Origin of the sequence: Phenylobacterium sp., from assembly GCF_030651185.1 — a bacterium.
In the GTDB taxonomy this organism is placed as follows: domain Bacteria; phylum Pseudomonadota; class Alphaproteobacteria; order Caulobacterales; family Caulobacteraceae; genus Phenylobacterium.
This window is the reverse complement of the sequence record NZ_JAUSCJ010000036.1, coordinates 150,624-172,421: the sequence shown is the minus strand read 5'-3', so window position 1 is coordinate 172,421 and position 21,798 is coordinate 150,624. Positions and strand designations below refer to the sequence as shown.

Annotated in this window: 24 protein-coding genes; 15 read left to right on the top strand and 9 right to left on the bottom strand. The window is 67.6% G+C overall.

The features are described from left to right. Positions 1-3 precede the first annotated feature (3 nt). Both prfB and Q7J39_RS18160 read left to right on the top strand, forming a co-directional pair. Positions 4-1,117 (top strand): peptide chain release factor 2 gene (prfB, locus tag Q7J39_RS18165; RefSeq protein WP_304828572.1). Its coding sequence is split into 2 segments (ribosomal slippage): positions 4-72 and positions 74-1,117, totalling 1,113 coding nucleotides; the frame shifts between segments, so codons are not numbered across the junction. 3 nt (positions 1,118-1,120) lie between these two features. Beyond that, the gene (locus tag Q7J39_RS18160) at positions 1,121-1,822 is read left to right on the top strand and encodes a 2-phosphosulfolactate phosphatase (RefSeq protein WP_304828569.1); all 702 of its coding nucleotides are present in this window, start codon (positions 1,121-1,123) and stop codon (positions 1,820-1,822) included. Here Q7J39_RS18160 and Q7J39_RS18155 read toward each other — a convergent pair. The 5 genes from Q7J39_RS18155 to tyrS form a co-directional block, all read right to left on the bottom strand. After that, positions 1,807-2,223, bottom strand: a complete 417-nt coding sequence (locus Q7J39_RS18155; RefSeq protein ID WP_304828566.1) for a DUF805 domain-containing protein — start codon at positions 2,221-2,223, stop codon at positions 1,807-1,809. The two genes, Q7J39_RS18160 and Q7J39_RS18155, sit on opposite strands and share 16 nt — an antisense overlap. A 61-nt stretch (positions 2,224-2,284) precedes the next feature. Further along, positions 2,285-2,785: a polymer-forming cytoskeletal protein gene (locus tag Q7J39_RS18150; protein ID WP_215340213.1), complete on the bottom strand. Its 501-nt coding sequence runs from the start codon at positions 2,783-2,785 to the stop codon at positions 2,285-2,287. Continuing rightward, on the bottom strand, positions 2,766-3,923 hold the full coding sequence (locus tag Q7J39_RS18145; protein WP_370690104.1) for a M23 family metallopeptidase: 1,158 nt from the start codon (positions 3,921-3,923) through the stop codon (positions 2,766-2,768). Before Q7J39_RS18145 ends, Q7J39_RS18150 begins: the two co-directional genes overlap by 20 nt. Positions 3,924-4,219: 296 nt before the next feature. Beyond that, on the bottom strand, positions 4,220-4,684 hold the full coding sequence (locus Q7J39_RS18140; RefSeq protein ID WP_304828558.1) for a peroxiredoxin: 465 nt from the start codon (positions 4,682-4,684) through the stop codon (positions 4,220-4,222). 53 nt (positions 4,685-4,737) lie between these two features. Further along, positions 4,738-6,066 carry a tyrosine--tRNA ligase gene (tyrS, locus tag Q7J39_RS18135; protein WP_370690103.1) on the bottom strand — a complete coding sequence of 443 codons (1,329 nt, stop codon included), beginning with the start codon at positions 6,064-6,066 and terminating at the stop codon, positions 4,738-4,740. Positions 6,067-6,307: 241 nt separating this feature from the next. On the opposite strand from tyrS, the gene Q7J39_RS18130 reads away from it, so the two are divergent. Continuing rightward, positions 6,308-6,865, top strand: coding sequence for a DOMON-like domain-containing protein (locus Q7J39_RS18130; protein ID WP_304828552.1), 558 nt, complete (start codon positions 6,308-6,310; stop codon positions 6,863-6,865). Beyond that, the gene (locus Q7J39_RS18125; protein WP_304828549.1) at positions 6,862-8,064 is read left to right on the top strand and encodes a DUF1343 domain-containing protein; all 1,203 of its coding nucleotides are present in this window, start codon (positions 6,862-6,864) and stop codon (positions 8,062-8,064) included. The genes Q7J39_RS18130 and Q7J39_RS18125 overlap by 4 nt, the downstream gene beginning before the upstream one ends. Before the next feature lie 5 nt (positions 8,065-8,069). On the opposite strand, the gene Q7J39_RS18120 is transcribed toward Q7J39_RS18125, so the two are convergent. Then, on the bottom strand, positions 8,070-8,720 hold the full coding sequence (locus Q7J39_RS18120) for an alpha/beta hydrolase (protein WP_304828546.1): 651 nt from the start codon (positions 8,718-8,720) through the stop codon (positions 8,070-8,072). Positions 8,721-8,874: 154 nt separating this feature from the next. On the opposite strand from Q7J39_RS18120, the gene Q7J39_RS18115 reads away from it, so the two are divergent. From Q7J39_RS18115 to Q7J39_RS18065, 11 genes are all read left to right on the top strand, one after another. Beyond that, the gene (locus Q7J39_RS18115; protein ID WP_304828543.1) at positions 8,875-9,321 is read left to right on the top strand and encodes an Rrf2 family transcriptional regulator; all 447 of its coding nucleotides are present in this window, start codon (positions 8,875-8,877) and stop codon (positions 9,319-9,321) included. Beyond that, positions 9,318-10,460 carry a cysteine desulfurase family protein gene (locus Q7J39_RS18110; RefSeq protein ID WP_304828540.1) on the top strand — a complete coding sequence of 381 codons (1,143 nt, stop codon included), beginning with the start codon at positions 9,318-9,320 and terminating at the stop codon, positions 10,458-10,460. Before Q7J39_RS18115 ends, Q7J39_RS18110 begins: the two co-directional genes overlap by 4 nt. Before the next feature lie 10 nt (positions 10,461-10,470). Further along, entirely contained in the window at positions 10,471-11,940 is a 1,470-nt protein-coding gene (gene sufB, locus Q7J39_RS18105; RefSeq protein WP_304828537.1) for a Fe-S cluster assembly protein SufB, read from the top strand. A 29-nt stretch (positions 11,941-11,969) separates the two neighbouring features. Continuing rightward, positions 11,970-12,344, top strand: a complete 375-nt coding sequence (locus tag Q7J39_RS18100; protein ID WP_304828534.1) for a hypothetical protein — start codon at positions 11,970-11,972, stop codon at positions 12,342-12,344. Next, on the top strand, positions 12,344-13,090 hold the full coding sequence (gene sufC, locus Q7J39_RS18095) for a Fe-S cluster assembly ATPase SufC (RefSeq protein ID WP_304828531.1): 747 nt from the start codon (positions 12,344-12,346) through the stop codon (positions 13,088-13,090). The genes Q7J39_RS18100 and sufC overlap by 1 nt, the downstream gene beginning before the upstream one ends. Next, the gene (gene sufD / locus Q7J39_RS18090; RefSeq protein ID WP_304828528.1) at positions 13,087-14,118 is read left to right on the top strand and encodes a Fe-S cluster assembly protein SufD; all 1,032 of its coding nucleotides are present in this window, start codon (positions 13,087-13,089) and stop codon (positions 14,116-14,118) included. The genes sufC and sufD overlap by 4 nt, the downstream gene beginning before the upstream one ends. Positions 14,119-14,120: 2 nt before the next feature. Further along, entirely contained in the window at positions 14,121-15,335 is a 1,215-nt protein-coding gene (locus Q7J39_RS18085; protein WP_304828525.1) for an aminotransferase class V-fold PLP-dependent enzyme, read from the top strand. Between the two features lie 10 nt (positions 15,336-15,345). After that, positions 15,346-15,699: an SUF system Fe-S cluster assembly protein gene (locus Q7J39_RS18080; RefSeq protein ID WP_304828522.1), complete on the top strand. Its 354-nt coding sequence runs from the start codon at positions 15,346-15,348 to the stop codon at positions 15,697-15,699. A 14-nt stretch (positions 15,700-15,713) separates the two neighbouring features. Then, on the top strand, positions 15,714-16,118 hold the full coding sequence (locus Q7J39_RS18075) for an iron-sulfur cluster assembly accessory protein (RefSeq protein ID WP_304828519.1): 405 nt from the start codon (positions 15,714-15,716) through the stop codon (positions 16,116-16,118). A gap of 147 nt (positions 16,119-16,265) precedes the next feature. Next, positions 16,266-18,449, top strand: a complete 2,184-nt coding sequence (gene katG, locus Q7J39_RS18070; RefSeq protein ID WP_304828516.1) for a catalase/peroxidase HPI — start codon at positions 16,266-16,268, stop codon at positions 18,447-18,449. A gap of 209 nt (positions 18,450-18,658) precedes the next feature. Next, a complete protein-coding gene (locus tag Q7J39_RS18065) occupies positions 18,659-19,189 on the top strand; it encodes a DUF2087 domain-containing protein (protein WP_304828513.1) in 531 nt (176 codons plus the stop codon). Here the strand turns inward: Q7J39_RS18065 and Q7J39_RS18060 are convergent. From Q7J39_RS18060 to Q7J39_RS18050, 3 genes are all read right to left on the bottom strand, one after another. Continuing rightward, complete coding sequence (locus tag Q7J39_RS18060) at positions 19,180-19,845, bottom strand: glutathione S-transferase family protein (protein ID WP_304828512.1); 666 nt, start codon at positions 19,843-19,845, stop codon at positions 19,180-19,182. The two genes, Q7J39_RS18065 and Q7J39_RS18060, sit on opposite strands and share 10 nt — an antisense overlap. A gap of 4 nt (positions 19,846-19,849) precedes the next feature. After that, the gene (locus tag Q7J39_RS18055; RefSeq protein ID WP_304828510.1) at positions 19,850-20,653 is read right to left on the bottom strand and encodes an enoyl-CoA hydratase/isomerase; all 804 of its coding nucleotides are present in this window, start codon (positions 20,651-20,653) and stop codon (positions 19,850-19,852) included. Between the two features lie 82 nt (positions 20,654-20,735). After that, the gene (locus Q7J39_RS18050) at positions 20,736-21,791 is read right to left on the bottom strand and encodes a diguanylate cyclase (RefSeq protein WP_304828505.1); all 1,056 of its coding nucleotides are present in this window, start codon (positions 21,789-21,791) and stop codon (positions 20,736-20,738) included. Between the last annotated feature and the right edge of the window lie 7 nt (positions 21,792-21,798).

Here is a 21,798-nt window from a genome sequence, read left to right as displayed (position 1 = left end):
CCCATGAGAGCGGATGTTGAGGCTGCCAAGGCCGACATCGAGCAGTCGATCGAACTGCTCAGGAGGCGTCTTTGACTGGGAACCTGCCCTTCGAAAACTGCATGAGCTGAACGCCCGGGTCGAAGACCCGACCCTCTGGGACAACGCCGAGGCCGCCCAGGCCATCACCCGCGAGCGCGCCAAGCTGGCCGCAAGCGTCGAGGCCTTGCAGTCCATCGAGCGCGATCTGGCCGACGCCATCGGCTATGCCGAAATGGCCGACGAGGAGGGCGACGAAGCCTCCCTCGACGAAGCGCGCACCCAGCTCAAGGGGCTGAAGGAGCGCGCCGGTCGCGCCGAGCTGGAGGCCTTGCTGTCGGGCGAGGCCGACGGCAATGACGCCTTCATGGAAATCAACTCCGGGGCCGGCGGCACCGAGTCCAACGACTGGGCCGGCATGCTGCTGCGCATGTACACCCGCTGGGCCACGGCCCACGGCATGACCGTCGACTTCCTGGAAGAGACCTCGGGCGAACAGGCCGGGATCAAGTCGGTCACCCTGCAGTTCAAGGGCCACAACGCCTATGGCTGGCTGAAGACCGAGGCCGGGGTCCACCGCCTGGTGCGCATCTCGCCCTTCGATTCGGCCGCCAAGCGGCACACCAGCTTCGCCTCGGTCTGGGTCTATCCGGTGGTGGACGACACCATTGTCATCGACATCAACCCGTCCGACGTGCGCACCGACACCTACCGCGCCTCGGGCTCGGGTGGCCAGCACATCAACAAGACCGATAGCGCCGTGCGCCTGACCCACCTCCCGACCGGGGTGGCCGTGGCCTGCCAGTCCGGCCGGTCGCAGCACCAGAATCGGGACGAGGCCTGGAAGATGCTCCGGGCCAGGCTCTACGAGATGGAGTTGCAGAAGCGTGAGGCGGAAGCCCAGGCCATGGAGGACCAGAAGACCGACATCGGTTGGGGCCACCAGATTCGCTCCTACGTCCTGCAGCCCTACCAGATGGTCAAGGACCTGCGGACCGAGGTGGAGACGTCCGACACCCAAGGGGTTCTGGACGGCGATCTGGACGCCTTCATGGGCGCGTCCCTGGCCCAGCGGGTGGGCATCACCCGCGAGGGCTAGGCAATGATCCGCTGTGAGTGGGCGCGGGAGGGAATCGAGGCCCTGCGGCCGCACGTATCGGTCTTGGTGATCGTCGACGTGCTGTCGTTCTCGACGGCGGTGGACATCGCCGTCGGTCGCGGCGCCCTGATCTACCCGTTCCCGCTGGGCGACTTCGAGGCGGCCCAGGCGGCGGCTGCGGAGGTCGGCGCCATGGCTGCGGCCCCCAAGCGCGCGGCGGGCGGTCAGTTCAGCCTGTCGCCGGCCAGCCTGCGCCACCTGAACCCCGGCGACAGGCTGCTGTTGCCGTCACCGAACGGCTCGCGCCTCTCCCTGGCCTGTGGAGACATCCCGGTGCTGGCCGGCTGTCTTCGCAACGCCCGCACCGTGGCCGCCAAGGCCCGGGATCTGGCGGGGCATGGGGATATCGGCCTGATCCCGGCGGGGGAGCGCTGGCCCGGTGACACCCTGCGTCCGGCCATCGAGGACCTGATCGGCGCCGGCGCCATCATCGACGCCCTGGACGGCGCGATGACAGCCGAGGCTCGCGTCGCCCGTGACGCCTGGCGCAGCGCCGCGCCTAACCTGGAGGCGGTCATCCGCGACAGCCTGTCAGGCCGCGAACTCATTGAGCGCGGCTTTGCGATCGACGTGGACCTGGCCCTGCAGAGCGAAGCCAGCGCCGTGGCGCCGATGCTCCGCGACGGGGCCTATATCGCCGGCTGAACGTCCGGAGCCGCGGCCGCCTTGGGGTCGGGTCCGTAGCGGTTCTCGCCAGGCGTGCCGTCGAGGATCATGAAGATCAGCAACACCAGATGGCCCAGGATCGGGATCAGGCCCAACAGAAGCCACCAGGCTGTCCGGCCGCTGTCATGCAGCCTGCGGAAGCTGACCGCCATCGACGGGATGAAGATGTAGAGACAGAAGCCGAAATAGAGCAGGGCGATGACGGCGGAGGCCGGCGTGGCGAAGGCGTCGTCGCCCAGGTCGCCGCCGACGAACCAGGACAAGATCCCGGTCGTCATCTGCACGAGAGCCACGAACAGCGCGAATAGCCAGTATTCCGAGCGTCGCGCCCGGCCGGTGAAGTCGGTATACTTACGTAGTGGCTGCAACATAAGGTCCATGGAGCTCTCCCTGGCAGATCGGGAAAGCTTAGCCCCTAAGGCGGCGCTTGCAACCCAACGTTTAGACCGGCTTGGGCGCCAGTCCGGGGGTCGGGGCGGGCGCTGCGGCCTGGGCCAGGGGGCTCGGCGCGGGCGTCGGCGGGGTGGCGGGCCGCTGGAACTTCAGGCTGCGGCCCTGGAAGAAGGCGCCGGTTTCCATGGCCAGTTGCTCATGGGTGATGTCGCCGTCGACATAGGCCGTGCCGTAGAGGCGGACCTGCTTGGCGGTGACGGCGCCGATGATGCGGCCGCGCGCCTCGATGGCCTCGGCATAGACGCCGCCTTCGATGTGCCCGGTTTCGCCCACGGTCAGCTTGCCGACCCGGACATCGCCGCGCACCACGCCGTCGATGTGGACTTCACCCTCGCCGGTGACATTGCCCTCAATGGTGATGTTCTCGCTGATCAGCGAGGCCGCGCGGGGCGCCTTGCGCTGGGCCGCCGGATCGGCGGCGAGCGGGGCCGGGGCGGCGTCGAACTTCACCGGGGGCTTGGCGGGGGTCTTAGCTGTTTTGGAGAACATAATCGCCGGCTTTCACGAAACGGTCGGGGTTCTGGGCGCGTCCATTGACCCAGACCTCGTAATGAAGATGCGGACCGGTGGAGCGGCCGGTCGAACCCATGGCCCCGATGCGCTGACCCACCGCGACCCGCTGCCCGGCGTTGACGCCGATAGCCTGCAGGTGCGCGTAGCGCGTCTTGAAACCACCCCCGTGGTCTATCTCAATGGTGTTGCCATATCCCGAACGCACGCCGGTGAAGGACACCACACCCGGCGCCGTCGTGTAGATCGGCACGCCGAAACCGCCCACGAAGTCGAGGCCCGAGTGGAAGGCCGGACGCCGCGTGAAGGGATCGAAGCGCACGCCAAAGCCGCTGGATTGGCCGGTGCGGTTGGTGGGCCTGGCGAAGGGCAGCTTGGCGGCGGCGTCGGCGAGCGCGGCGGCCTCCGACATGTTGGTGGCCGCATGCTGGATACGCACCGCGAAGCCCTCTTCCACGTCCAGGACGGCGGCCAGGGCGCGGGGGTCCTTGGCCTCGATCAGCGGTCCGCCCAGCGAGCCGCCCTTGGGCGTGTAGGAGGTCGGGGTCAGGCCGGCGAGGCGGAAGGCCAAGCGCAGGCGGTCCGCCCGGCTCTTGGCGAAGTTGTCGGCGGCGTCGATCAACCGTTCCTGGCTGGCGCGAACCAGCTCGATGCGGCGCATCGGGTTGGTCCCGGCCGGAATGTTGCCCGCGCGTTGAATGGTGGGCGCCAGCGCCTGGGTGAGGCCCGGCGCGCCCTTGACGTCGGTGAGCAGCATGGCCAGCGCCGCGTGGCGCTTCTCGATGGTCAGGGCCAGGTCGTCGACGGAGCCGTTGGCGGCGTTGAGCTGGGCCACGGCGCTGTTGAGCCGCGCCTGGCGGTCGGCGATCCAGCGTTCGTACTTGGCCTGGGTCCGCGCGATCTCCTGATCGGTCGCCGACAGGGCCATGGCGTTCACCATCATCGCCGCGGTGCAGATGCCCATCCAAAGGGCGCAGACCGCGAGGAGGGAGGCGAAGGTCAGTTGCTTGCCGGTGGTGAGCACGAAGGCCCGCATCTCGCCGCCGGAGCGGACATAAAGATGGCGCTCGGGGAAAAGCTCTTCCAGCGATCGGCGTAGGCGCGCGAAGCGTGTCATACTCACCGCGTCGGTAAGGGAACCAATGTAGCGGCGATATGCGTTGAGATTTTGGGAACGCGCAAGGGGGTTCGCGCCACGGGAGAGCGCGAGCCAGATCAGCTCAATTCTTAACCCGACTGGTTAACGAGCCGTGAACGGCCACGCTAGCTTCGCAGTCAAAACAAGGCGGCGGCGAGCTTGAAATCCGGCGGCCCGCGACAATTGTACAACAGCCCTGACGCGCGAAGGTTCCCGGTTCATCCGTTCGGCGAACGCGTTGCGACCACCCGCCGCAGGCTCGGGAAAGCTTGACCTTAAAGGCTTTTCGCGGCCTTCAGAACCTCTGCGGCATGGTTGGCCACCTTCACCTTGCGCCACACGCGGACCAGCTTTCCGTCCTTGCCGATCAGAAAGGTCGACCGCTCGATGCCCATATAGGTTCGGCCGTACATGTTCTTTTCAACCCAGGACCCGTAGCGCTCGATCACCGCGCCCTCAGGGTCGGAACCTAGCGGCACGGCCAGTGCATATTTTTTCGTAAACTTCGCGTGACTGGCCACGCTGTCCTTCGAGACGCCGATCACCGCGACACCGGCCTTGGCGAACTCGGGCGCCAGGGCGGAGAACTCCTGGGCCTCCTTGGTGCAGCCTGTGGTGTCGTCCTTGGGGTAGAAATAGAGGACGACGCCCTGGCCCTTGAAGTCGGCCAGTCGAACGGGACCCGTCGCGCCGGCCAGTTCGAAGTCAGGAGCGATGGAGCCTTCGGTCAGGTCGGTCATGATCAGGTCCTGCAAGGGGGGCGATGGCCGCAGCCACCGCCGTTGATGTCGGTTCAGACCGGCTTGATCAGCACGATCTTCTTCTTCCCGGCGCCCAGCTTGATGACGCCTTCCACCAGGTCAGCGTCGGTGAGCGTGCGGTCGCCGTCGGTCTCGGCCTTGTCGTTGACCCGCAGACCGCCACCCTTGGCCAGCCTCCGAGCCTCGCCGCGGGACGTCGCCAGGCCCGCGTCGGTGGTCAGGGCCGCCAGCACGATCCCGACCTCAAGGTCGCTCATCGAAATCTCGAAGGTGGGCAGGTCGGCGGAGAGCGCGCCTTCCTCGAACGCCTTGCGGGCGGCCTCGGCGGCCGCATGCGCCGCGTCGGCCCCGTGCAGCATGGTGGTGGCGATATTGGCCAGCACCTTCTTGGCCTCGTTGATGTCGGCGCCTTCCATGGCTTCGTAGCGTGCGACTTCGTCCAGCGGCATGTCGGTGAACAGGCGCAGGAAGCGTCCGACGTCGGCGTCCTCGGTGTTGCGCCAGAACTGCCAGTAGTCATAGGGGCTGCGCATGTCGGCGTTCAGCCAGACCGCTCCGCCCACGGTCTTGCCCATCTTCTGGCCCGAGGCCGTGGACAACAGGGGCGTGGTGAGGCCGAAGGACGGCTTCTGGTCGACGCGGCGGATCAACTCCACGCCGTTGAGGATATTGCCCCACTGGTCGGACCCGCCCATCTGCAGGGTGCAGCCGAACTTGCGCTCCAGTTCCAGGAAGTCGGTGGCCTGCATCAGCATGTAGTTGAATTCGAGGAAGGTCATCGGCTGCTCACGCTCCAGCCGCAGCTTGACGCTCTCGAAGCTGAGCATGCGGTTGATCGTGAAGTGGACGCCGAACTCCCGCAGGAACTGGACGTAGCCCAGCTTCGACAGCCATTCGTCATTGTCGACCATCACCGCATCGGTGGGGCCGTCACCGAAGGTCAGGAACTTCGCGAACACCGTCTTGATGTTGTCGATGTTCGACTGGATCTGGGCCTCGGTGAGCAGGGGGCGCGACTGGTCCTTGTCGGTGGGGTCGCCGACCTTGGTGGTGCCGCCGCCCATCAACACGATGGGCTTGTGTCCTGCCTGCTGCAGACGGCGCAACATCATGATCTGGATCAGGCTGCCGACGTGCAGGCTGGCGGCCGTGGCGTCGAAGCCGATGTAGCCGGTGACGATGCCCTTGCTCGCCGCCTCGTCCAGCTCCACCGGATGGGTGATCTGATGAATGTAGCCGCGGGCCTGCATGGTGCGCAGCAGGTCGGACTTGAAGGCGGGTTGGTCGGCGGACATGGGTGTGGGCTCTTCTAGGGACGCGTGCGGCTCTAGCACGCGGCGATCCAGGATTTCGAGGGTCATCTGAATGGTCTCCTGAGGCATGGGGCCGGAGACCGTCAATTTCTGAGGAGGGGCGCCGACCGGGTTAGGGGTGGCGCGAGATCGGGTCCGCACCTGCTCTAGGGCAGGCGGTAATAACGTCCAGCGAGGGCGGCGCGGGTGATCATGGGCGCTAGGTATCGGGCGGGGCCCGTCGCCGTCAAGCTTGGCCCCGTCGCGAATTGCTCTCCACCTCGCGGGCGGGCGCCGCTAGCATGGACGCATGCGTCTAGCGTTGGAACGGCATCGAGACTCGCAGGGCGCGACGGCGGCCACCGGCATCGAGGTGGAGATCACCTGGCCGGCGCCCGGCGTGCTGGCCCTGACCTATGTGGTCAGCGGCGATATCGCGGCTTTGGCGCTGCCGCCCGCGGCGCCCGCCGCGCGAACCGACGAGCTATGGCGGCACACCTGCCTGGAGGCCTTCGTGGGCGAGGGCGGGGAGGCGGGATACTACGAGTTCAACCTGGCGCCCTCCGGCCAGTGGGCGGCCTACCGGTTCCATGGCTATCGGCAGGACATGGAAGTCGCGGGTGGGGCAGGTGATCCGCGCATCCATTCCGCCTCGACGCCCGATCGCCACACCCTGACCGCCACCCTGACCCTGGCCGGCTTGCCCGGGCTGAGCCCCGACGCCGCTTGGCGTCTGGCCCTGTCGGCGGTGATCGAGCAGATCGACGGGCAGAAATCCTACTGGGCCCTGGCCCATCCCTCCGGCCGCGCGGACTTCCATCACGCCGACGGCTTTTCTCAATTCCTCACGCCAGCAGAGCGCGCATGAAATTTGGCCTCGATCGACTCCTCGCCGACCCGGAACTGCGCGCGCCCTTGAAGGGGCGCCGCGTGGGGCTCGTGGCCCACCCGGCCTCGGTGACCCACGACCTGACCCATGCCCTCGACGCCCTGGCCGCCTGCGAGGAAATTCAGCTCTCCTCGGCCTTCGGACCCCAGCATGGCCTGCGCGGCGACAAGCAGGACAATATGGTGGAGAGCCCGGACTTCGACGACCCGGTGCTCGGCATCCCGGTGTTCAGCCTCTATGGCGAGGTGCGCCGCCCCACCGGCCAGATGATGAGCACCTTCGACGTGGTGCTGATCGACCTGCAGGACCTCGGCTGCCGCATCTACACCTTCGTCACCACCCTGCGGTACATGCTCGAGGCCGCCGCCGCCCACGGCAAGGAAGTCTGGGTGCTGGACCGCCCCAACCCCGCCGGCCGCCCGGTGGAAGGCCTGACCCTGAGGGCGGGCTGGGAGAGCTTCGTCGGCGCCGGCGCCATGCCCATGCGCCACGGCCTGACCTTGGGCGAGCTGGGCCACTGGTTCATCAAGACCTTCGACCTCGACGTGAAGTACCGGGTGATCGAGATGGAGGGCTGGGCGCCTGAGGCGGCGCCAGGGCACGGCTGGCCGCTCGCCGAGCGCGTCTGGGTCAATCCCAGCCCCAACGCCCCGAATCTCTGGATGGCGCGGGCCTATGCCGGCACGGTGATGCTGGAGGGCGCGACCCTGTCGGAGGGACGCGGCACCACCCGGCCCCTGGAACTGTTCGGCGCCCCGGATATCGACGCCCGCGCGGTACTGGAGCAAATGAAGGCTTTCGCGCCGCAATGGCTGGAGGGCTGCATCCTGCGGGAGTGCTGGTTCGAGCCGACCTTCCACAAGCATGTGGGCAAGCTCTGCAACGGCGTGCAGATCCATACCGAGGGGCCGGCCTACGATCACGAGGCCTTCAAGCCGTGGCGGGTCCAGGCCCTGGCCTTCAAGGCCATCCGCAGGCTCTATCCCGACTACCCGTTGTGGCGGGATTTCCCGTACGAGTACGAGCTCGGCAAGCTGGCCATCGACGTCATCAACGGCGGGCCGCTGCTGCGGGAATGGGTGGACAATCCGGCGTCCACGGCCGCGGACCTCGACGCCATCACGGTCCCTGACGAGCAGGCCTGGCTGACCGAGCGCCAGCCGCACCTGCTCTATTAGGAACCCTAGATCGGGTCGGCTTCGATGCGCTTGTCGAGATAGGTCCCGACGCGCTGTTCGACGTCGGGCAGGTTCTCGGCCCAGAAGTGGGTCGCGCCCTCGATCACCTCGTGGTCGATGACGATGCCCTTCTGGGTGCGCAGCTTGGAGACCACGCGCTCGACTTCCACCGGCGGCACCACGGTGTCTGCCCCGCCGTGCAGGATCAGGCCCGAGGCCGGGCAGGGGGCCAGGAAGCTGAAGTCGTACATGTTGGTGGGCGGGGAGACCGAGATGAAGCCGTCCGTCTCCGGGCGGCGCATCAAGAGCTGCATGCCGACCCAGGCCCCGAAGGAATAGCCGGCGACCCAGCACTGAGAGGCGGCCGGGTTGGTGGTCTGCAGCCAGTCCAGGGCCGTGGCCGCGTCGGCCAGTTCGCCGATACCGCTATCGAACTCGCCTTGGCTGCGGCCCACGCCGCGGAAGTTGAAGCGCAGGGTCGAGAAGCCGCGCTTCATGAACAGGTGGAAGAGCTGAACCGCCACCGGGTGGTTCATCTGGCCGCCAGCACGCGGGTGCGGGTGCAGGATCAGCGCGATCGGCGCCGTTTCACTCTTGCCCGCCGAGTACCGGCCTTCGATGCGGCCGGCCGCGCCGGTCAGAACCACTTCAGGCATGCCATCCTCACGTCGAATAGTTGACTCACGCGCTTGGTCTTCCTAGATCACGCCCACGAACGAGCTTCTGGGATATGGCCCCGCGCAAGGCGGCGGCTTTAGCACAGGGGCCTTGTCAAACGCTCGAAAATTCGCAACCGGATTTCGCCCGCCCATGCGCCTCAGCACCAAAGGCCGCTACGCCGTGATGGCAATGGCCGATCTCGCGCGCCGTCAGGGCTGCGGCGAGGAGGGCGAGCGCGCCGTGTCCCTGGCCGAGATCGCCGCGCGTCAGCAGATTTCGCTCTCCTATCTGGAACAGCTCTTCGCCCGCCTGCGCCGCCGTGGCCTGGTGAAGAGCCTGCGCGGCCCCGGTGGCGGCTACCTGCTGGCCCGCACCGCCGAGACCACCAACATCGCCGACATCGTCATGGCCGTGGACGAACCCCTGCGCGCCACCCGCTGCTCCACCAAGGGCAAGGGCTGCATGCTGAAGGGCGAGCGCTGCCTGACCCACGACCTGTGGGAAGAGATGGGCCGCCAGATCGAAGGCTACCTGGCCTCGGTCACCCTGGCCGACGTCGTCACCGGCCGCCTGGGCGCGGCGCGGGTGGCGGCATGAGCGGCGTCTATCTCGATTACAACGCCACCGCCCCGGTTCGTCCTGAAGCCATCGTGGCCATGACGCGGGCCCTGGAAACCGGTGGCAATCCGTCCTCGGTCCACGCCGTCGGCCGCGCCGCCCGCGCCATCGTCGAGCAGGCCCGTGAAGATGTCGCGGCGCTGATCGGCGGCCCGGCCTCCACCGTGGTCTTCACCGGCGGCGGCACCGAGGCCAATGCGCTGGCCATCGAAAGCGCCGTGGCCACGGGATCGAAACGCCTGATCGTCAGCGCCATCGAGCATGACAGCGTGCTGGAGACCGCCAAGGCCAGCGGTGTGGCCGTCGAGGTCCTGCCGGTCACGACGCAGGGCGTCGCCGACCTGGCCTGGCTGAAGGCGCGCCTCGACGCCTGGGACGCCGCCGACGGCAAGCCCTTCATCGCCTTGATGCTGGCCAACAACGAAACCGGTGTCATCCAACCCGTGGCGGAAGCCGCGGTGATCGTGCGGCAGGCCGAAGGCTGGCTGCACGTCGACGCCATCCAGGCGGCCGGCAAGATCGCCGTCGACAGCCGCGCGCGCGGCGCCGATACCCTCGCGGTCTCAGCGCACAAGCTGGGTGGACCTCAAGGTGTCGGTGCTCTGACCTTTGGCCCCCGGGCGACGCTCGTGCGCCGCCAGCACGGCGGCGGGCAGGAGCGGGGACGCCGCGCCGGCACCGAGAACGTCGCGGGCATCGCCGGGTTCGGCGCCGCGGCCCGCGCCGCCCTGCGCGACCTGGACGCCTTCCAGCAGCAATCGACCTGGCGCGACCTGGCCGCCACCTGCCTGGCCGCAGAGGGCGCGGTGGTGATCGGCGAGGATGTTCCAAGGCTGGCCAACACCCTCTGCGTGGCGGCCCGTGGCCAGGGCGCGGACCTGCAGGTCATGGGTCTCGACTTGATGGGTGTCATGGTCAGCGCCGGCTCGGCCTGTTCCTCTGGCAAGGTGAAGGCCAGTCACGTGCTGACCGCCATGGGCCTGACCGACCTGGCCGCCTGCGCCATCCGGGTCAGCGGCGGCTGGGCCACCAACGAGACCGACTGGGCCGCCTTCGTCGCGGCCTGGAGCGACATCCATTCCCGACACGCGGCCCGTCGCCGCGCGCCGGCGGCTTAGGAGCACCATCATGGCCGCCGTCAAGCAGACCATCGAACATGTTGAAGCCCTGGAGAAATACCAGCACGGCTTTTCCACCGACATCGCCCAGGACTTCGCGCCCAAGGGGCTGAACGCCGACATCGTGCGCTTCATCTCGGCCAAGAAGAATGAGCCGGAATGGATGCTGGCATGGCGCCTGGACGCCTTTGAGCGCTGGCTGGCCATGGACGAGCCGGAGTGGGCCAAGGTCCATTTCCCGCGCATCGACTATCAGGACAGCTACTATTACGCCGCCCCGTCCGAGAAGAAGGGCCCCAAGAGCCTTGACGAGGTCGATCCCGAGATCCTGGCCGTCTACGAAAAGCTCGGCATCTCCCTGAAGGAACAGGCCGTCCTGGCCGGTGTCGAGGGCGCGCCGCGCTACGCCGTGGACGCGGTGTTCGACAGCGTCTCGGTGGTCACCACCTTCAAGAAGGAACTGGCCCAGGTCGGCGTGATCTTCTGCTCCATGAGCGAGGCGATCCGCGAGCATCCGGAACTGGTGAAGCAGTACCTCGGCTCGGTCGTACCGGTGTCGGACAACTACTACGCCTGCCTGAACGCCGCGGTGTTCTCCGATGGCAGCTTCGTCTATGTGCCGCCGGGCGTCCGCTGCCCGATGGAGCTGTCGACCTATTTCCGCATCAATGCGGAGAACTCCGGCCAGTTCGAGCGCACCCTGATCATCGCCGACAAGGGCGCCTACGTCTCCTACCTGGAGGGCTGCACCGCCCCCATGCGCGACGAGAACCAGCTGCACGCCGCCGTGGTCGAGCTGGTGTTGATGGACGACGCGGAGATCAAGTACTCCACCGTTCAGAACTGGTATCCGGGCGATCCCGTGACCGGCAAGGGCGGCATCTACAACTTCGTCACCAAGCGCGCCGACTGCCGGGGCGACCGCTCCAAGGTCTCCTGGACCCAGGTCGAGACCGGCTCGGCCATCACCTGGAAGTACCCGTCCTGCGTCCTGCGCGGCGAGGGCTCGGTGGGCGAGTTCTATTCCATCGCCATCACCAATGGCCGCCAGCAGGCCGACACCGGCACCAAGATGATCCACCTGGGCGCCAACACCCGATCTCGCGTGATCTCCAAGGGGATCTCGGCGGGGAAGTCCTCCAACACCTATCGTGGCCTGGTCTCGGCTCACCCCAAGGCCAAGGGCGCGCGCAACTTCACCCAGTGCGACAGCCTGCTGATCGGCAAGACCTGCGCCGCCCACACCGTGCCCTATATCGAGGCCCGCAATGGCAGCTGCGTCTTCGAGCACGAGGCCACCACCACCAAGCTCTCGGAAGACCAGCTGTTCTACGCCATGCAGCGCGGCCTCTCCCAGGAAGAGGCCGTCCAGCTGCTGGTCAACGGCTTCGTCAAGGACGTGCTGCAGGAGCTGCCCATGGAGTTCGCCGTGGAAGCCCAGAAGCTCGTCGCCATCTCCCTCGAAGGGTCCGTCGGATGACCCTGCCCACTTCGCAACGGATCTCCGCCATGTCCTTCAGGCAAGTCTTTGACGCCGAACGTCTGAAACGCGAGACCGAGCGCCGCGCCCGCGACGACGCCGAGCGCGCCCGCCAGGAGGCCGACGAGGCCCGCTCCCTGCAGCTCTACGAGATCCTGGCCGCCGATCCCGGCTTCCTGGCCGAGAAGAAGCTGACCCTGGAGCACACCCGCTACACGGTCATGCTGGAGCACACCGACTTCCGCCTGCGCGCCTATTTCGAGGATGCCCAGATCAACGTCACCGCCGCCGACAAGCGCTCGGCCACCACCATCACCGCCGCGCCGACCAAGCAGGAGTTCGTCGACAGCGTCGAACAGGCCCTGGTCGTGCTGGCCCAGTACCTCGCCGACGAGACCGTTTGATGCTGCATATCGAGAACCTGCGCGCCGAGGTTGACGGCAAGGAGATCCTCAAGGGTCTGTCGCTGGACGTGCCCGCGGGCGAGGTTCACGCCATCATGGGCCCCAACGGCGCCGGCAAGTCGACGCTGTCCTACGTGCTGACCGGCCGCTCGGGCTACGATGTCACCGGCGGGACCGCGACCCTGGACGGGGAGGACCTGCTGGCCCTCGACCCCAACGAGCGCGCCGCCAAGGGTGTCTTCCTGTCCTTCCAGTATCCGCTGGAGATCCCGGGGGTCCCGGCGCTCACCTTCATCCGCACCGCCATGAACGCCCAGCGCAAGGCGCGCGGTGAGGCCGAGATCACCGCGCCGGCGTTCCTGAAGCTGGCCCGTGAACACGCGGCGGCCCTGAAGATCGACTTCGAGATGCTGAAGCGGGCCCTGAACGTGGGCTTCTCCGGCGGTGAGAAGAAGCGGATGGAGATCTTCCAGATGGCCATGCTGGCCCCGCGCTTCCTGATCCTCGACGAGACCGATTCTGGCCTCGATATCGACGCCCTGAAGATCGTCTCCGAAGGCGTGAACGCCATGCGCTCGCCCGACCGCGGCATGCTGGTGATCACCCACTACCAGCGCCTGCTGGACTACATCAAACCCGACAAGGTCCACGTCCTGGCGGGCGGCCGCATCGCCGCCACCGGCGGACCCGACCTGGCGCTCGAGCTCGAGCGCGAAGGCTACGACAAGTATGCGAGGGCCGCTTGAGCCTTAGCGCCGCCCTGAGATCCGGCGACGTCAGCCTGCTGCCCGGCAAGCGTGACGAAGACTGGAAATGGACCGACCTGCGCGGCCTGCTGCGCGTCCTGCCGGCGACGGCTCCGGCCCTGGACCTCTCCGGCCTGACGCAGGGCCCCTTCGACGCCCTGGCCGATCAGCGCCAAGTGGTGGCCGGGGGCCATGAGAGCGTCTCCATCGACGTTCCGGCCGACAGCAAACTGGCCGTCGCCCTGCGCGTCCTGTCCCGCGACGGCGGCGCGCTCAGCGGCAAGGTTGCGATTCGCGTCGGCGCGGGCGCCAAGCTGCGACTGCTCGAAAGCTATGAGGGCGACGCCAGCGCCTACGTCACCGACACCGCCCTGAGCATCGTCCTCGGCGCCGGAGCCGCCGTGGAACGCGTCGTCCTGGCGGCTGATGGCGCCGAGGGCGTCAATGTCAGCCAGGCTCAGGTGACTCTCGCGCCGGGTGCGGAATACGGCCAGACGGTCATCACCAACGGCGCGCGCCGCCAGCGGATCGAGACCCAGGTCACCCACCCCGGCGCGAACGCCAAGCTGCGTCTCGACGGCCTCTACCTGCTGGAAGAAAAGCGCCACGCCGACCTGACCACCGTGGTCCTGCACCAGGGCGTCGACGGCGCTACCGACCAGTTCACCCGCGGGGTGGTCCGCGACCAGTCGCGCGGCATCTTCCAGGGCCGCATCGTGGTGGAGGAGGGCGCCGATCGCACCGACGCCCGCATGCGCCACAATGCGCTGATCCTGTCCGACAAGGCCGAGATCGACGCCAAGCCCGAGCTGCTGATCTTCGCCGACGACGTGCAGTGCGCCCACGGCAATACGATCGGCGCTTTGGACGAGGAGGCGCTGTTCTACATGCGCCAGCGCGGCCTGCCCGAGACCGAGGCCCGCGCCCTGTTGATCGAGGCCTTTGTCGGCGCCGTGGCCGACCGCATCGGGTTCGAGCCTGTCCGCGACATCGCCCGCGCCTGGGCCGCAGAACGGCTGAGGGGCTGAGTATGGCCTTTGACGTCGAAGCGATCCGCAGTCAATTCCCGATCCTGGCCCGCCAGGTGAACGGCAAGCCGCTGGTCTATCTGGATAGCGCCGCCTCCGCCCAGAAGCCCCGCGCCGTCATCGACGCCATGGTCCACGCCATGGAGTATTCCTATTCGAATGTGCACCGTGGACTCCACACGCTCGCCAATGAAACGACGGAAGCCTATGAAAAGGCCCGCCAAAGCGCCGCCGACTTCATCCACGCAGATCTGGCCGAAATCGTCTTCACCAAGGGTGGGACGGAAGCCATCAACCTTGTGGCCTCGGGCCTTGGCGCGAGCCTGAAGGCCGGCGACGAGATCCTGCTCACCGAGATGGAGCACCACGCCAATATCGTGCCGTGGCACTTCCTGCGCGAGCGTCAGGGCGTGGTCCTCAAGTTCGTGCCCGTGCTCGATGATGGCCAGCTGGACGTGGCCGCAATCCCCGACCTGCTCACGCCCAAGACCAAGGTCGTGGCCCTCACCCACATGTCCAATGTCCTGGGCACGGTGAACCCGGTGGCGCAGATCATCGCCATGGCTCACGACGTGGGCGCGCTGGTCCTGCTGGACGGCTGTCAGGCCATCGTTCACCAGCCCATCGACGTGAAGGCCCTGGACGTCGACTTCTACGTCTTCTCTGGCCACAAGCTCTATGGCCCCACCGGCATCGGCATCCTCTACGGCAAGGCCGAACGTCTGGCGGCCCTGCCGCCCTATCAGGGGGGCGGTGAGATGATCAGCTCGGTCTCCTTGGATGAGATCAGATATGCCGACCCGCCCCACCGCTTCGAGGCCGGCACGCCGCCGATCCTGGAGGCCATCGGCCTGGGCGCCGCCATCGACTGGTTCGCCAAGCTGGACCGCGCCGCCATCGCCGCCCACGAACACAAACTCTATGCCCGCGTCCGCGAAGGCCTGGCCGGCGCCAACTGGCTGAAGGTGATCGGCGACGCGCCCGGCAAGGGCGCGATCCTGTCCTTCACCGTGGACGGGGCCCACGCCCATGACGTGGCCCAGATCCTCGACCGCTACGGCGTGGCCGTGCGGGCCGGATCCCATTGCGCGGAACCCCTGATGCGGCGCTTTGGCGTCACCTCGAGCGCCCGCGCCTCCTTCGCCCTATATAATACGGAAGGGGAGGCCGACGCCTTCGTCGACGCCCTCAACCGTACCCAAGCCTTTTTCGCGTAGAGCCTGACCCATGGACGACGCCACCCCCGTCTCGACCACGCCGATCAGCCAGCACGAGCTGGACGTGATCACCGACCAGCTGATCGAGCAGCTGAAGACCGTGTTCGATCCCGAGATCCCGGTCGACATCTACGAGCTGGGCCTGATCTACAAGGTCGACGTCTCCGACACCAAGGACGTGGCCATCGACATGACCCTGACCGCCCCGGGCTGCCCGGTGGCCGGCGAGATGCCGGGCTGGGTGGAGGACGCGGTCAGGCAAATCCCCGGCATCGGCCAGGTAAAGGTCGACCTGGTCTTCGACCCGCCGTGGGATCCCTCGCGGATGTCCGACGAGGCGAAGCTTTCATTGAACATGTTCTGACCCATATAGATGACATGAACGATCTCAACCTGACCCCTGCCGCCCCCCGCGTTCGCCGCCCGCGGCCCAAGGTCGTCACCCTGACCGACGCCGCCGCCGACCGGGTGCGCGAGATCATGGGCCGCGCCGAGGTCCCCTATGCGGGCCTGCGCGTCGGTGTGAAGAACGGCGGCTGCGCCGGGTCGGAGTACGTCATCGAGTATGCCGAGGTCGCCGCGCCCCTGGACGAGGTGGTGGAGGACAAGGGCGTCACCATCCTGATCGACCCGAAGGCCGTGCTGTTCCTGATCGGCACGGAGATCGACTATGAGACGAGCAAGCTCTCGGCCAAGTTCACCTTCCGCAACCCGAACCAGACCGACGCCTGCGGCTGCGGCGAGAGCGTGACGATCGAACCGGGCAAGGTGCTCGACGCCTAGGGGTGTTGGCTCGATCGTATTTTTCGATGACGTCGATCAGAACAATCGATTTTACCAATTCATAAAAGAAGGTCTCTCTGAGCGCAGTGGAGTTGTCGCCGAGCCGTGGGTTCGGGACCGGAAAATTCCAACGCAAGGGAGACCGACATGGACGCCAAGGTCGAGGATAACGCCCCCGGACAATGCCCGATGGGTCACGGAGCCAAACGCCGCCAAAACAGCGACTGGTGGCCGCAGAACCTGCGCCTTGAAGGTCTGAACCAGCATTCGCCGCGGTCCAATCCCATGGGCGAGGCCTTCGACTACGCCGAGGAATTCAAGAGCCTAGACCTCGACGCGTTGATCGCCGACCTGCGCGCCCTGATGACCGACTCCCAGGACTGGTGGCCCGCCGACTTCGGCCACTATGGCGGGCTCTTCATCCGCCTGGCCTGGCACAGCGCCGGCACCTACCGCGTCACCGACGGCCGGGGCGGGGCGGGCGGCGGACAGCAGCGCTTCGCGCCGCTGAACAGCTGGCCCGACAACGCCAACCTGGACAAGGCGCGCCGCCTGCTGTGGCCGATCAAGCAGAAGTACGGCGCCAAGATCTCCTGGGCGGACCTCTATGTCCTGGTGGGCAATGTCGCCCTGGAGTCCATGGGCTTCAAGACCTTCGGCTTCGGCGGCGGCCGGGCCGACACCTGGGAGCCGGAACAGCTGTTCTGGGGGCCTGAAGGCTCCTGGCTGGGCGACGAACGCTACAGCGGCGAGCGCCAGCTTCACACCGCCCTCGGCGCGGTGCAGATGGGCCTGATCTACGTCAATCCGGAGGGGCCGGGCGGCAATCCCGATCCTGTCGCCTCGGCGCGGGACATCCGCGACACCTTCGCCCGCATGGCGATGAATGACGAGGAGACCGTCGCACTGATCGCCGGCGGCCACACCTTCGGCAAGACCCACGGCGCCGGCGATCCCTCCCTCATCGGTCCGGAGCCGGAAGGCGGCGCGATCGAGGACCAGGGCCTCGGCTGGCGCAGCAAGCACGGGACCGGCTTCGGCGCCGACGCCATCACTGGCGGGCCTGAGGTCACCTGGAGCCAGACCCCGACCCAGTGGAGCAACCACTTCTTCGAGAACCTCTTCGGGTTCGAGTGGGAGCTGGAGGAGAGTCCGGCGGGGGCGAAGCAATGGCGCGCCAAGAACGCCCCGGCCGAAATCCCCGACGCCTTTGACGGCGCCCGGCGGCACGTGCCCAAGATGCTGACCTCGGACCTCGCCCTGCGGTTCGACCCGGCCTACGAGAAGATCTCTCGCCGGTTCCTGGAGAACCCGGATCAGTTCGCCGCCGCCTTCGCCCGCGCCTGGTTCAAGCTGACCCACCGCGACATGGGTCCGATCGGCCGCTATCTCGGCCCGCTTGTGCCGCAGGCGACGCTGATCTGGCAGGACCCGATCCCCGCCGTCGATCACCCGCTGATCGACGCGGCGGACATCGCGGCGCTGAAGGCCAAGGTGCTGGCATCGGGCCTCTCGGTGCCGCAGCTGGTCTCCGCCGCCTGGGCCTCGGCCTCGACCTTCCGCGGGTCAGACAAGCGCGGCGGCGCCAATGGCGCGCGCATCCGCCTGTCGCCGCAGAAGGACTGGGAGGTGAACAACCCCGCCGACCTGGCCCCGGTCCTGTCGGCCCTGGAAGCCATTCAGAGCGAGTTCAACGCCCAGGCAGGCGGCGGCAAGAAGGTCTCCCTGGCCGACCTCATCGTGCTGGCGGGCGGCGCCGCGGTGGAAAAAGCCGCCAAGGATGCGGGCACGGAGGTCGAGGTCCCGTTCGCGCCGGGCCGCATGGACGCCTCGGCGGAGCAGACCGACGCGGCCTCCTTCGCGCCGCTGGAGCCCACCTCCGATGGCTTCCGCAACTACCGACGCGGCGAGCAGTTCATGGCTCCGGAAGAGGCCCTGGTCGATCGGGCGCAACTGCTGCGGCTCAGCGCGCCGGAGATGACCGTGCTGGTGGGTGGCCTGCGGGTCCTGGGCGCCAATGCTGCGGGCTCCAGGGACGGTGTCTTCACCAACCGTCCGGGCCAGCTCACGACGGACTTCTTCGTCAACCTGCTGGACATGGGCACAGAGTGGCAGCCGGCGGGCTCGGACAACGCCTTCCGGGGCGTGGATCGTCACACCAAGGCGCCGAAGTGGACCGCGACCCGCGTCGATCTGATCTTCGGATCCCATGCCGAACTGCGAGCCCAGGCGGAGGTCTATGCCTGCGCTGACTCCAAGGCCAAGTTCGTTCGCGACTTCATTGCCGCCTGGACCAAGGTCATGAACGCAGACCGCCTCGACCTGGCCTGAGGCCCTCACGGCGGCGTCCGCTCCACGGACGCCGCCGCTTGACGGCCCGCGCCACCGCCCCTATTCGCAATCCCACGGTCCGCAGTTCACCGAGGCATCGCCGCCCGCGAGGGTTTGCTAAACCTGCTGCGACAGGCATCGACTGACACACTCCCCGTGCCAGATCGGAAGGGCGATCACCGTTCATCCCGGCACGTAAGGGATAGATCATGTCGAGAACCACCATCGCCCTGCAGACTCAGGACGTCTCCGGCTTCGCCAAGGCGTTGCGCGCCCAACTGGTGAACCACGAGGGCGTGCCGGGCCACGTTGAGTTGCTGAACATGCTGGCCCGCTCGGCCGGCCACCGGAATTTCCAGCACCTGCGGGCCGAGCCTGAAAGCTCGCCCGCGCCGCCCCAGCCCCCAGCCGACCCCGTGGACCACAAGGCCGTGGCGCGAACGGTCCGCTGTTTCGACGCCGCCGGCCGTCTGTTGCGCTGGCCGGCCCGGCGCGGCGACCAGATCCTGGCCCTCTGGGTCCTGTGGTCGAAAATTCCACCGCGCCAGGAGTATAGCGAGCAGGAGATCAGTCGGCTGCTGCAGGGCCTGCACGACTTCGGCGACCACGCCATCCTGCGCCGCGACCTGTTCGGTGTCGGCCTGGTGTTTCGCACCGACGACTGCCGGGTCTACCGCCGCATCGAACAGGCTCCGCCCGCGACGGCCGCGGCCGTCATCAGCCAGGTGGCTCACCCATAGGCGTAGGGGCCGCCCTTCTCCAGGGCGCGCCTGTAGGCCGGCCGGGCGTGGATCTTTTGCAGGAACGCCGCTAGCCGCGGTCGGCCGTTCAGCGCGCCGGCCCGGTCGGCAGCGGCCTCGATGGGGAAGCTCATCATGACATCGGCGGCGGTGAACTCGGGGCCAGCGAACCACTCGGTTCGGCTGAGCACGCCCTCCCAGTAGTCGAACAGGGTGGTCAGCTGCGGGTCGATGAAGCCAGCCTCGGCCCGTGCGGCGATGGACTTCACCAGTCCGCGAAGCAGACCCGGAGCCCGGGCGGGGAGGGCGCTGAACACCAGCTTCAGCAGCAGCGGCGGCATGGCCGACCCCTCGGCGGCGTGCAGCCAGTAGTTCCAGGCCAGTCGCTCGGGCGTCCTGGGGGGCGGGATCAGCTTGCCGCCGCCATAGCGGGCGACGATGTAGTCGACGATGGCGCCGGTCTCGGCCAGCACGCCGCCGTCCACGGTGATCACCGGCGACTTGCCCAGGGGGTGGACCGCCTTCAGCTCCGGCGGCGCCAGCATGGTGGCAGGATCACGCTGGTAGAACTTGATTTCATAGGGTGTTCCCAACTCCTCAAGCAGCCACAGCACCCGTTGCGAGCGGGAGTTGTTCAGGTGATGGACGGTGAGCAACCCCCTAGCGGCCGGTGAAGGCGGCGGGACGCTTCTGCAGGAAGGCCAGCACGCCCTCGCGGGAATCCTCGGTCCGGCCGGCGTGTTTCTGGGCCGTGCGCTCGGCGTGGAGCTGGTCGGACCATTCGGCGTCCAGGCTCTCCCAGATCAGCTTGCGGATCGAACCCAGGGCCCAGGGGCCGGTGGCCAGCGCCGTGGCCAGTTCCATGGCCGTGGCCAACAGGGCGTCGTCGGCCACGCAGCGGTTGATCAGGCCCCAGTCCAGCGCGGTCTTGGCCGGCAGGCGTTCGCCCAACAGGGCCATCTCCATGGCGCGCGCCTTGCCGATCAGGCGGGGCAGCAGGTAGGTCGATCCGCCGTCCGGCACCAGGCCGATGCGGCGGAAGGCCTGCAGGAAATAGGCGCTTTCAGCGGCCACGATGATGTCGCCCATCAGCGCCAGCGAACAACCAACCCCGGCTGCCACGCCGTTCACGGCGGTGACGATGGGCATGGGATAGTCCCGCAAGCCCTTCATGAAGGGATTGTAGACGCTCTCCAGCGCCGCGCCGGCGTCGGGGCCCTCAGGATCAGGGGCGGGCGCCTGCGGGCCGCCACGGCCCGATAGATTGGCGCCCGAGCAGAAGCCGCGCCCCTCGCCGGTCAGAACGACGCAGCGGACGCCGGAGTCAGGTTTGGCGAAGGTGTCGAAGGCCTGCTGCAACTCGTCCATCAGGTCGAGGCCGGCGGCGTTCAGGGTTCCCGGATCGGCCATGGTGATCAGGCCGATGCCGTCCTGCACGGACGTCTTGAGTTTCGTATAGGCCATCGTTTCCTCCCAGGCGTCGTTGCGCGCGATCTAAGGGAGGATACCCCGGCGTCAGGCTAGGGGAAAAGCGCCGTCCGCCGGACTAGGCGGCGGCCGCGATCCTCTCGGCGCGGCTGACCCGGTTGCGGCCACCGCGCTTGGAGGCATAGAGCGCCCCGTCGGCGCGCTCCACAAAGTTGTGAGCGCTCTCGCCGGGCAGGCGTTCGGCCAGGCCAGCGGAGACGGTGATGGTTCCGAGGTCTTCGTCGGTGGACCGGCGCTTGAGCATCCGCGAAGACACTTCCTCACGGATGTCCTCCAGGGTGGCGATGGCGATATCGCCGCTCTCCCGCGGGAAGATCAGGGCGAATTCCTCGCCGCCGTAGCGGGCGGCGAATCTGGGCGAGGCTCCGCGGCCACCGATTACGCTGGCGACGTAGCGGATGACCTGGTCGCCGGTCTGGTGGCCCCACGTGTCGTTGAAGTTCTTGAAGTGGTCGATGTCGATGACCGCCAGCGCCAGGCTCTCGCCCTTGGCGTCTGCCTGGGCGCAGGCGCGCTCCAGCTCATCGTCGAAGGCCTTGCGGTTGGCCAGGTTGGTCAAGCCGTCGGTGGTGGCGTCGCGGCGCACCTGCTCGAGATGATCGCGCAGGCGGGCCACCTCGGCCGTCGAGTCGCTGAGACGCTTCTCCAGCGACTTGTTTTCCTTCTGGACGCGCTTGGTGGCGGTGGCGAGGGTGTCGATCATCGACCTCACCCCGGTCACATCGTCCTGCTCGCTCAGCGACTTCGACGCCGTGGCCAGGGTCTGGCCGTAGGCGACGCTGGACTTCTGGGCGGTCTCGATGGCCTGGGAGACGCTGGCCAATTCCTTGGTCAGGGCGTCGCCGGCGTCGCGAATCTGTTCGTTGAGGCGCGCCTTGGGCAGATAGACCGCCGCCAGTTCATCGCTCAGGTTGTCGGTGAAGGCCTCACCGGTGGAGATGATGCGGGTGATCTCGCGGGCCAGCTCGCCATCGGGATCTCCGACGCAATGGGTCCACAGCTCGAAATTGACCGCCGTAGGCCAGATCTGATGCTGTTCCATGGCCGAGAGAGCCTTGCGCGCCAGGATATAGGCGTCCGGCCCGCGCAGCTTGACTTCGATCCCAGCGGTCATGCGGTCA

What these genes read in the sequence shown, in the direction of transcription:
- Q7J39_RS18110 (WP_304828540.1), top strand. Translation starts at nt 9,318, where the DNA reads ATGAGCGGCGTCTATCTCGATTACAACGCCACCGCCCCGGTTCGTCCT.
- sufB (WP_304828537.1), top strand. Translation starts at nt 10,471, where the DNA reads ATGGCCGCCGTCAAGCAGACCATCGAACATGTTGAAGCCCTGGAGAAA.
- Q7J39_RS18115 (WP_304828543.1), top strand. Translation starts at nt 8,875, where the DNA reads ATGCGCCTCAGCACCAAAGGCCGCTACGCCGTGATGGCAATGGCCGAT.
- Q7J39_RS18085 (WP_304828525.1), top strand. Translation starts at nt 14,121, where the DNA reads ATGGCCTTTGACGTCGAAGCGATCCGCAGTCAATTCCCGATCCTGGCC.
- Q7J39_RS18055 (WP_304828510.1), bottom strand. Translation starts at nt 20,653, where the DNA reads ATGGCCTATACGAAACTCAAGACGTCCGTGCAGGACGGCATCGGCCTG.
- Q7J39_RS18145 (WP_370690104.1), bottom strand. Translation starts at nt 3,923, where the DNA reads ATGACACGCTTCGCGCGCCTACGCCGATCGCTGGAAGAGCTTTTCCCC.
- Q7J39_RS18150 (WP_215340213.1), bottom strand. Translation starts at nt 2,785, where the DNA reads ATGTTCTCCAAAACAGCTAAGACCCCCGCCAAGCCCCCGGTGAAGTTC.
- Q7J39_RS18125 (WP_304828549.1), top strand. Translation starts at nt 6,862, where the DNA reads ATGAAATTTGGCCTCGATCGACTCCTCGCCGACCCGGAACTGCGCGCG.
- tyrS (WP_370690103.1), bottom strand. Translation starts at nt 6,066, where the DNA reads ATGACCCTCGAAATCCTGGATCGCCGCGTGCTAGAGCCGCACGCGTCC.
- Q7J39_RS18050 (WP_304828505.1), bottom strand. Translation starts at nt 21,791, where the DNA reads ATGACCGCTGGGATCGAAGTCAAGCTGCGCGGGCCGGACGCCTATATC.
- Q7J39_RS18130 (WP_304828552.1), top strand. Translation starts at nt 6,308, where the DNA reads ATGCGTCTAGCGTTGGAACGGCATCGAGACTCGCAGGGCGCGACGGCG.
- Q7J39_RS18100 (WP_304828534.1), top strand. Translation starts at nt 11,970, where the DNA reads ATGTCCTTCAGGCAAGTCTTTGACGCCGAACGTCTGAAACGCGAGACC.
- Q7J39_RS18140 (WP_304828558.1), bottom strand. Translation starts at nt 4,684, where the DNA reads ATGACCGACCTGACCGAAGGCTCCATCGCTCCTGACTTCGAACTGGCC.
- sufC (WP_304828531.1), top strand. Translation starts at nt 12,344, where the DNA reads ATGCTGCATATCGAGAACCTGCGCGCCGAGGTTGACGGCAAGGAGATC.
- Q7J39_RS18080 (WP_304828522.1), top strand. Translation starts at nt 15,346, where the DNA reads ATGGACGACGCCACCCCCGTCTCGACCACGCCGATCAGCCAGCACGAG.
- katG (WP_304828516.1), top strand. Translation starts at nt 16,266, where the DNA reads ATGGACGCCAAGGTCGAGGATAACGCCCCCGGACAATGCCCGATGGGT.
- Q7J39_RS18155 (WP_304828566.1), bottom strand. Translation starts at nt 2,223, where the DNA reads ATGGACCTTATGTTGCAGCCACTACGTAAGTATACCGACTTCACCGGC.
- Q7J39_RS18075 (WP_304828519.1), top strand. Translation starts at nt 15,714, where the DNA reads ATGAACGATCTCAACCTGACCCCTGCCGCCCCCCGCGTTCGCCGCCCG.
- Q7J39_RS18120 (WP_304828546.1), bottom strand. Translation starts at nt 8,720, where the DNA reads ATGCCTGAAGTGGTTCTGACCGGCGCGGCCGGCCGCATCGAAGGCCGG.
- Q7J39_RS18065 (WP_304828513.1), top strand. Translation starts at nt 18,659, where the DNA reads ATGTCGAGAACCACCATCGCCCTGCAGACTCAGGACGTCTCCGGCTTC.
- Q7J39_RS18160 (WP_304828569.1), top strand. Translation starts at nt 1,121, where the DNA reads ATGATCCGCTGTGAGTGGGCGCGGGAGGGAATCGAGGCCCTGCGGCCG.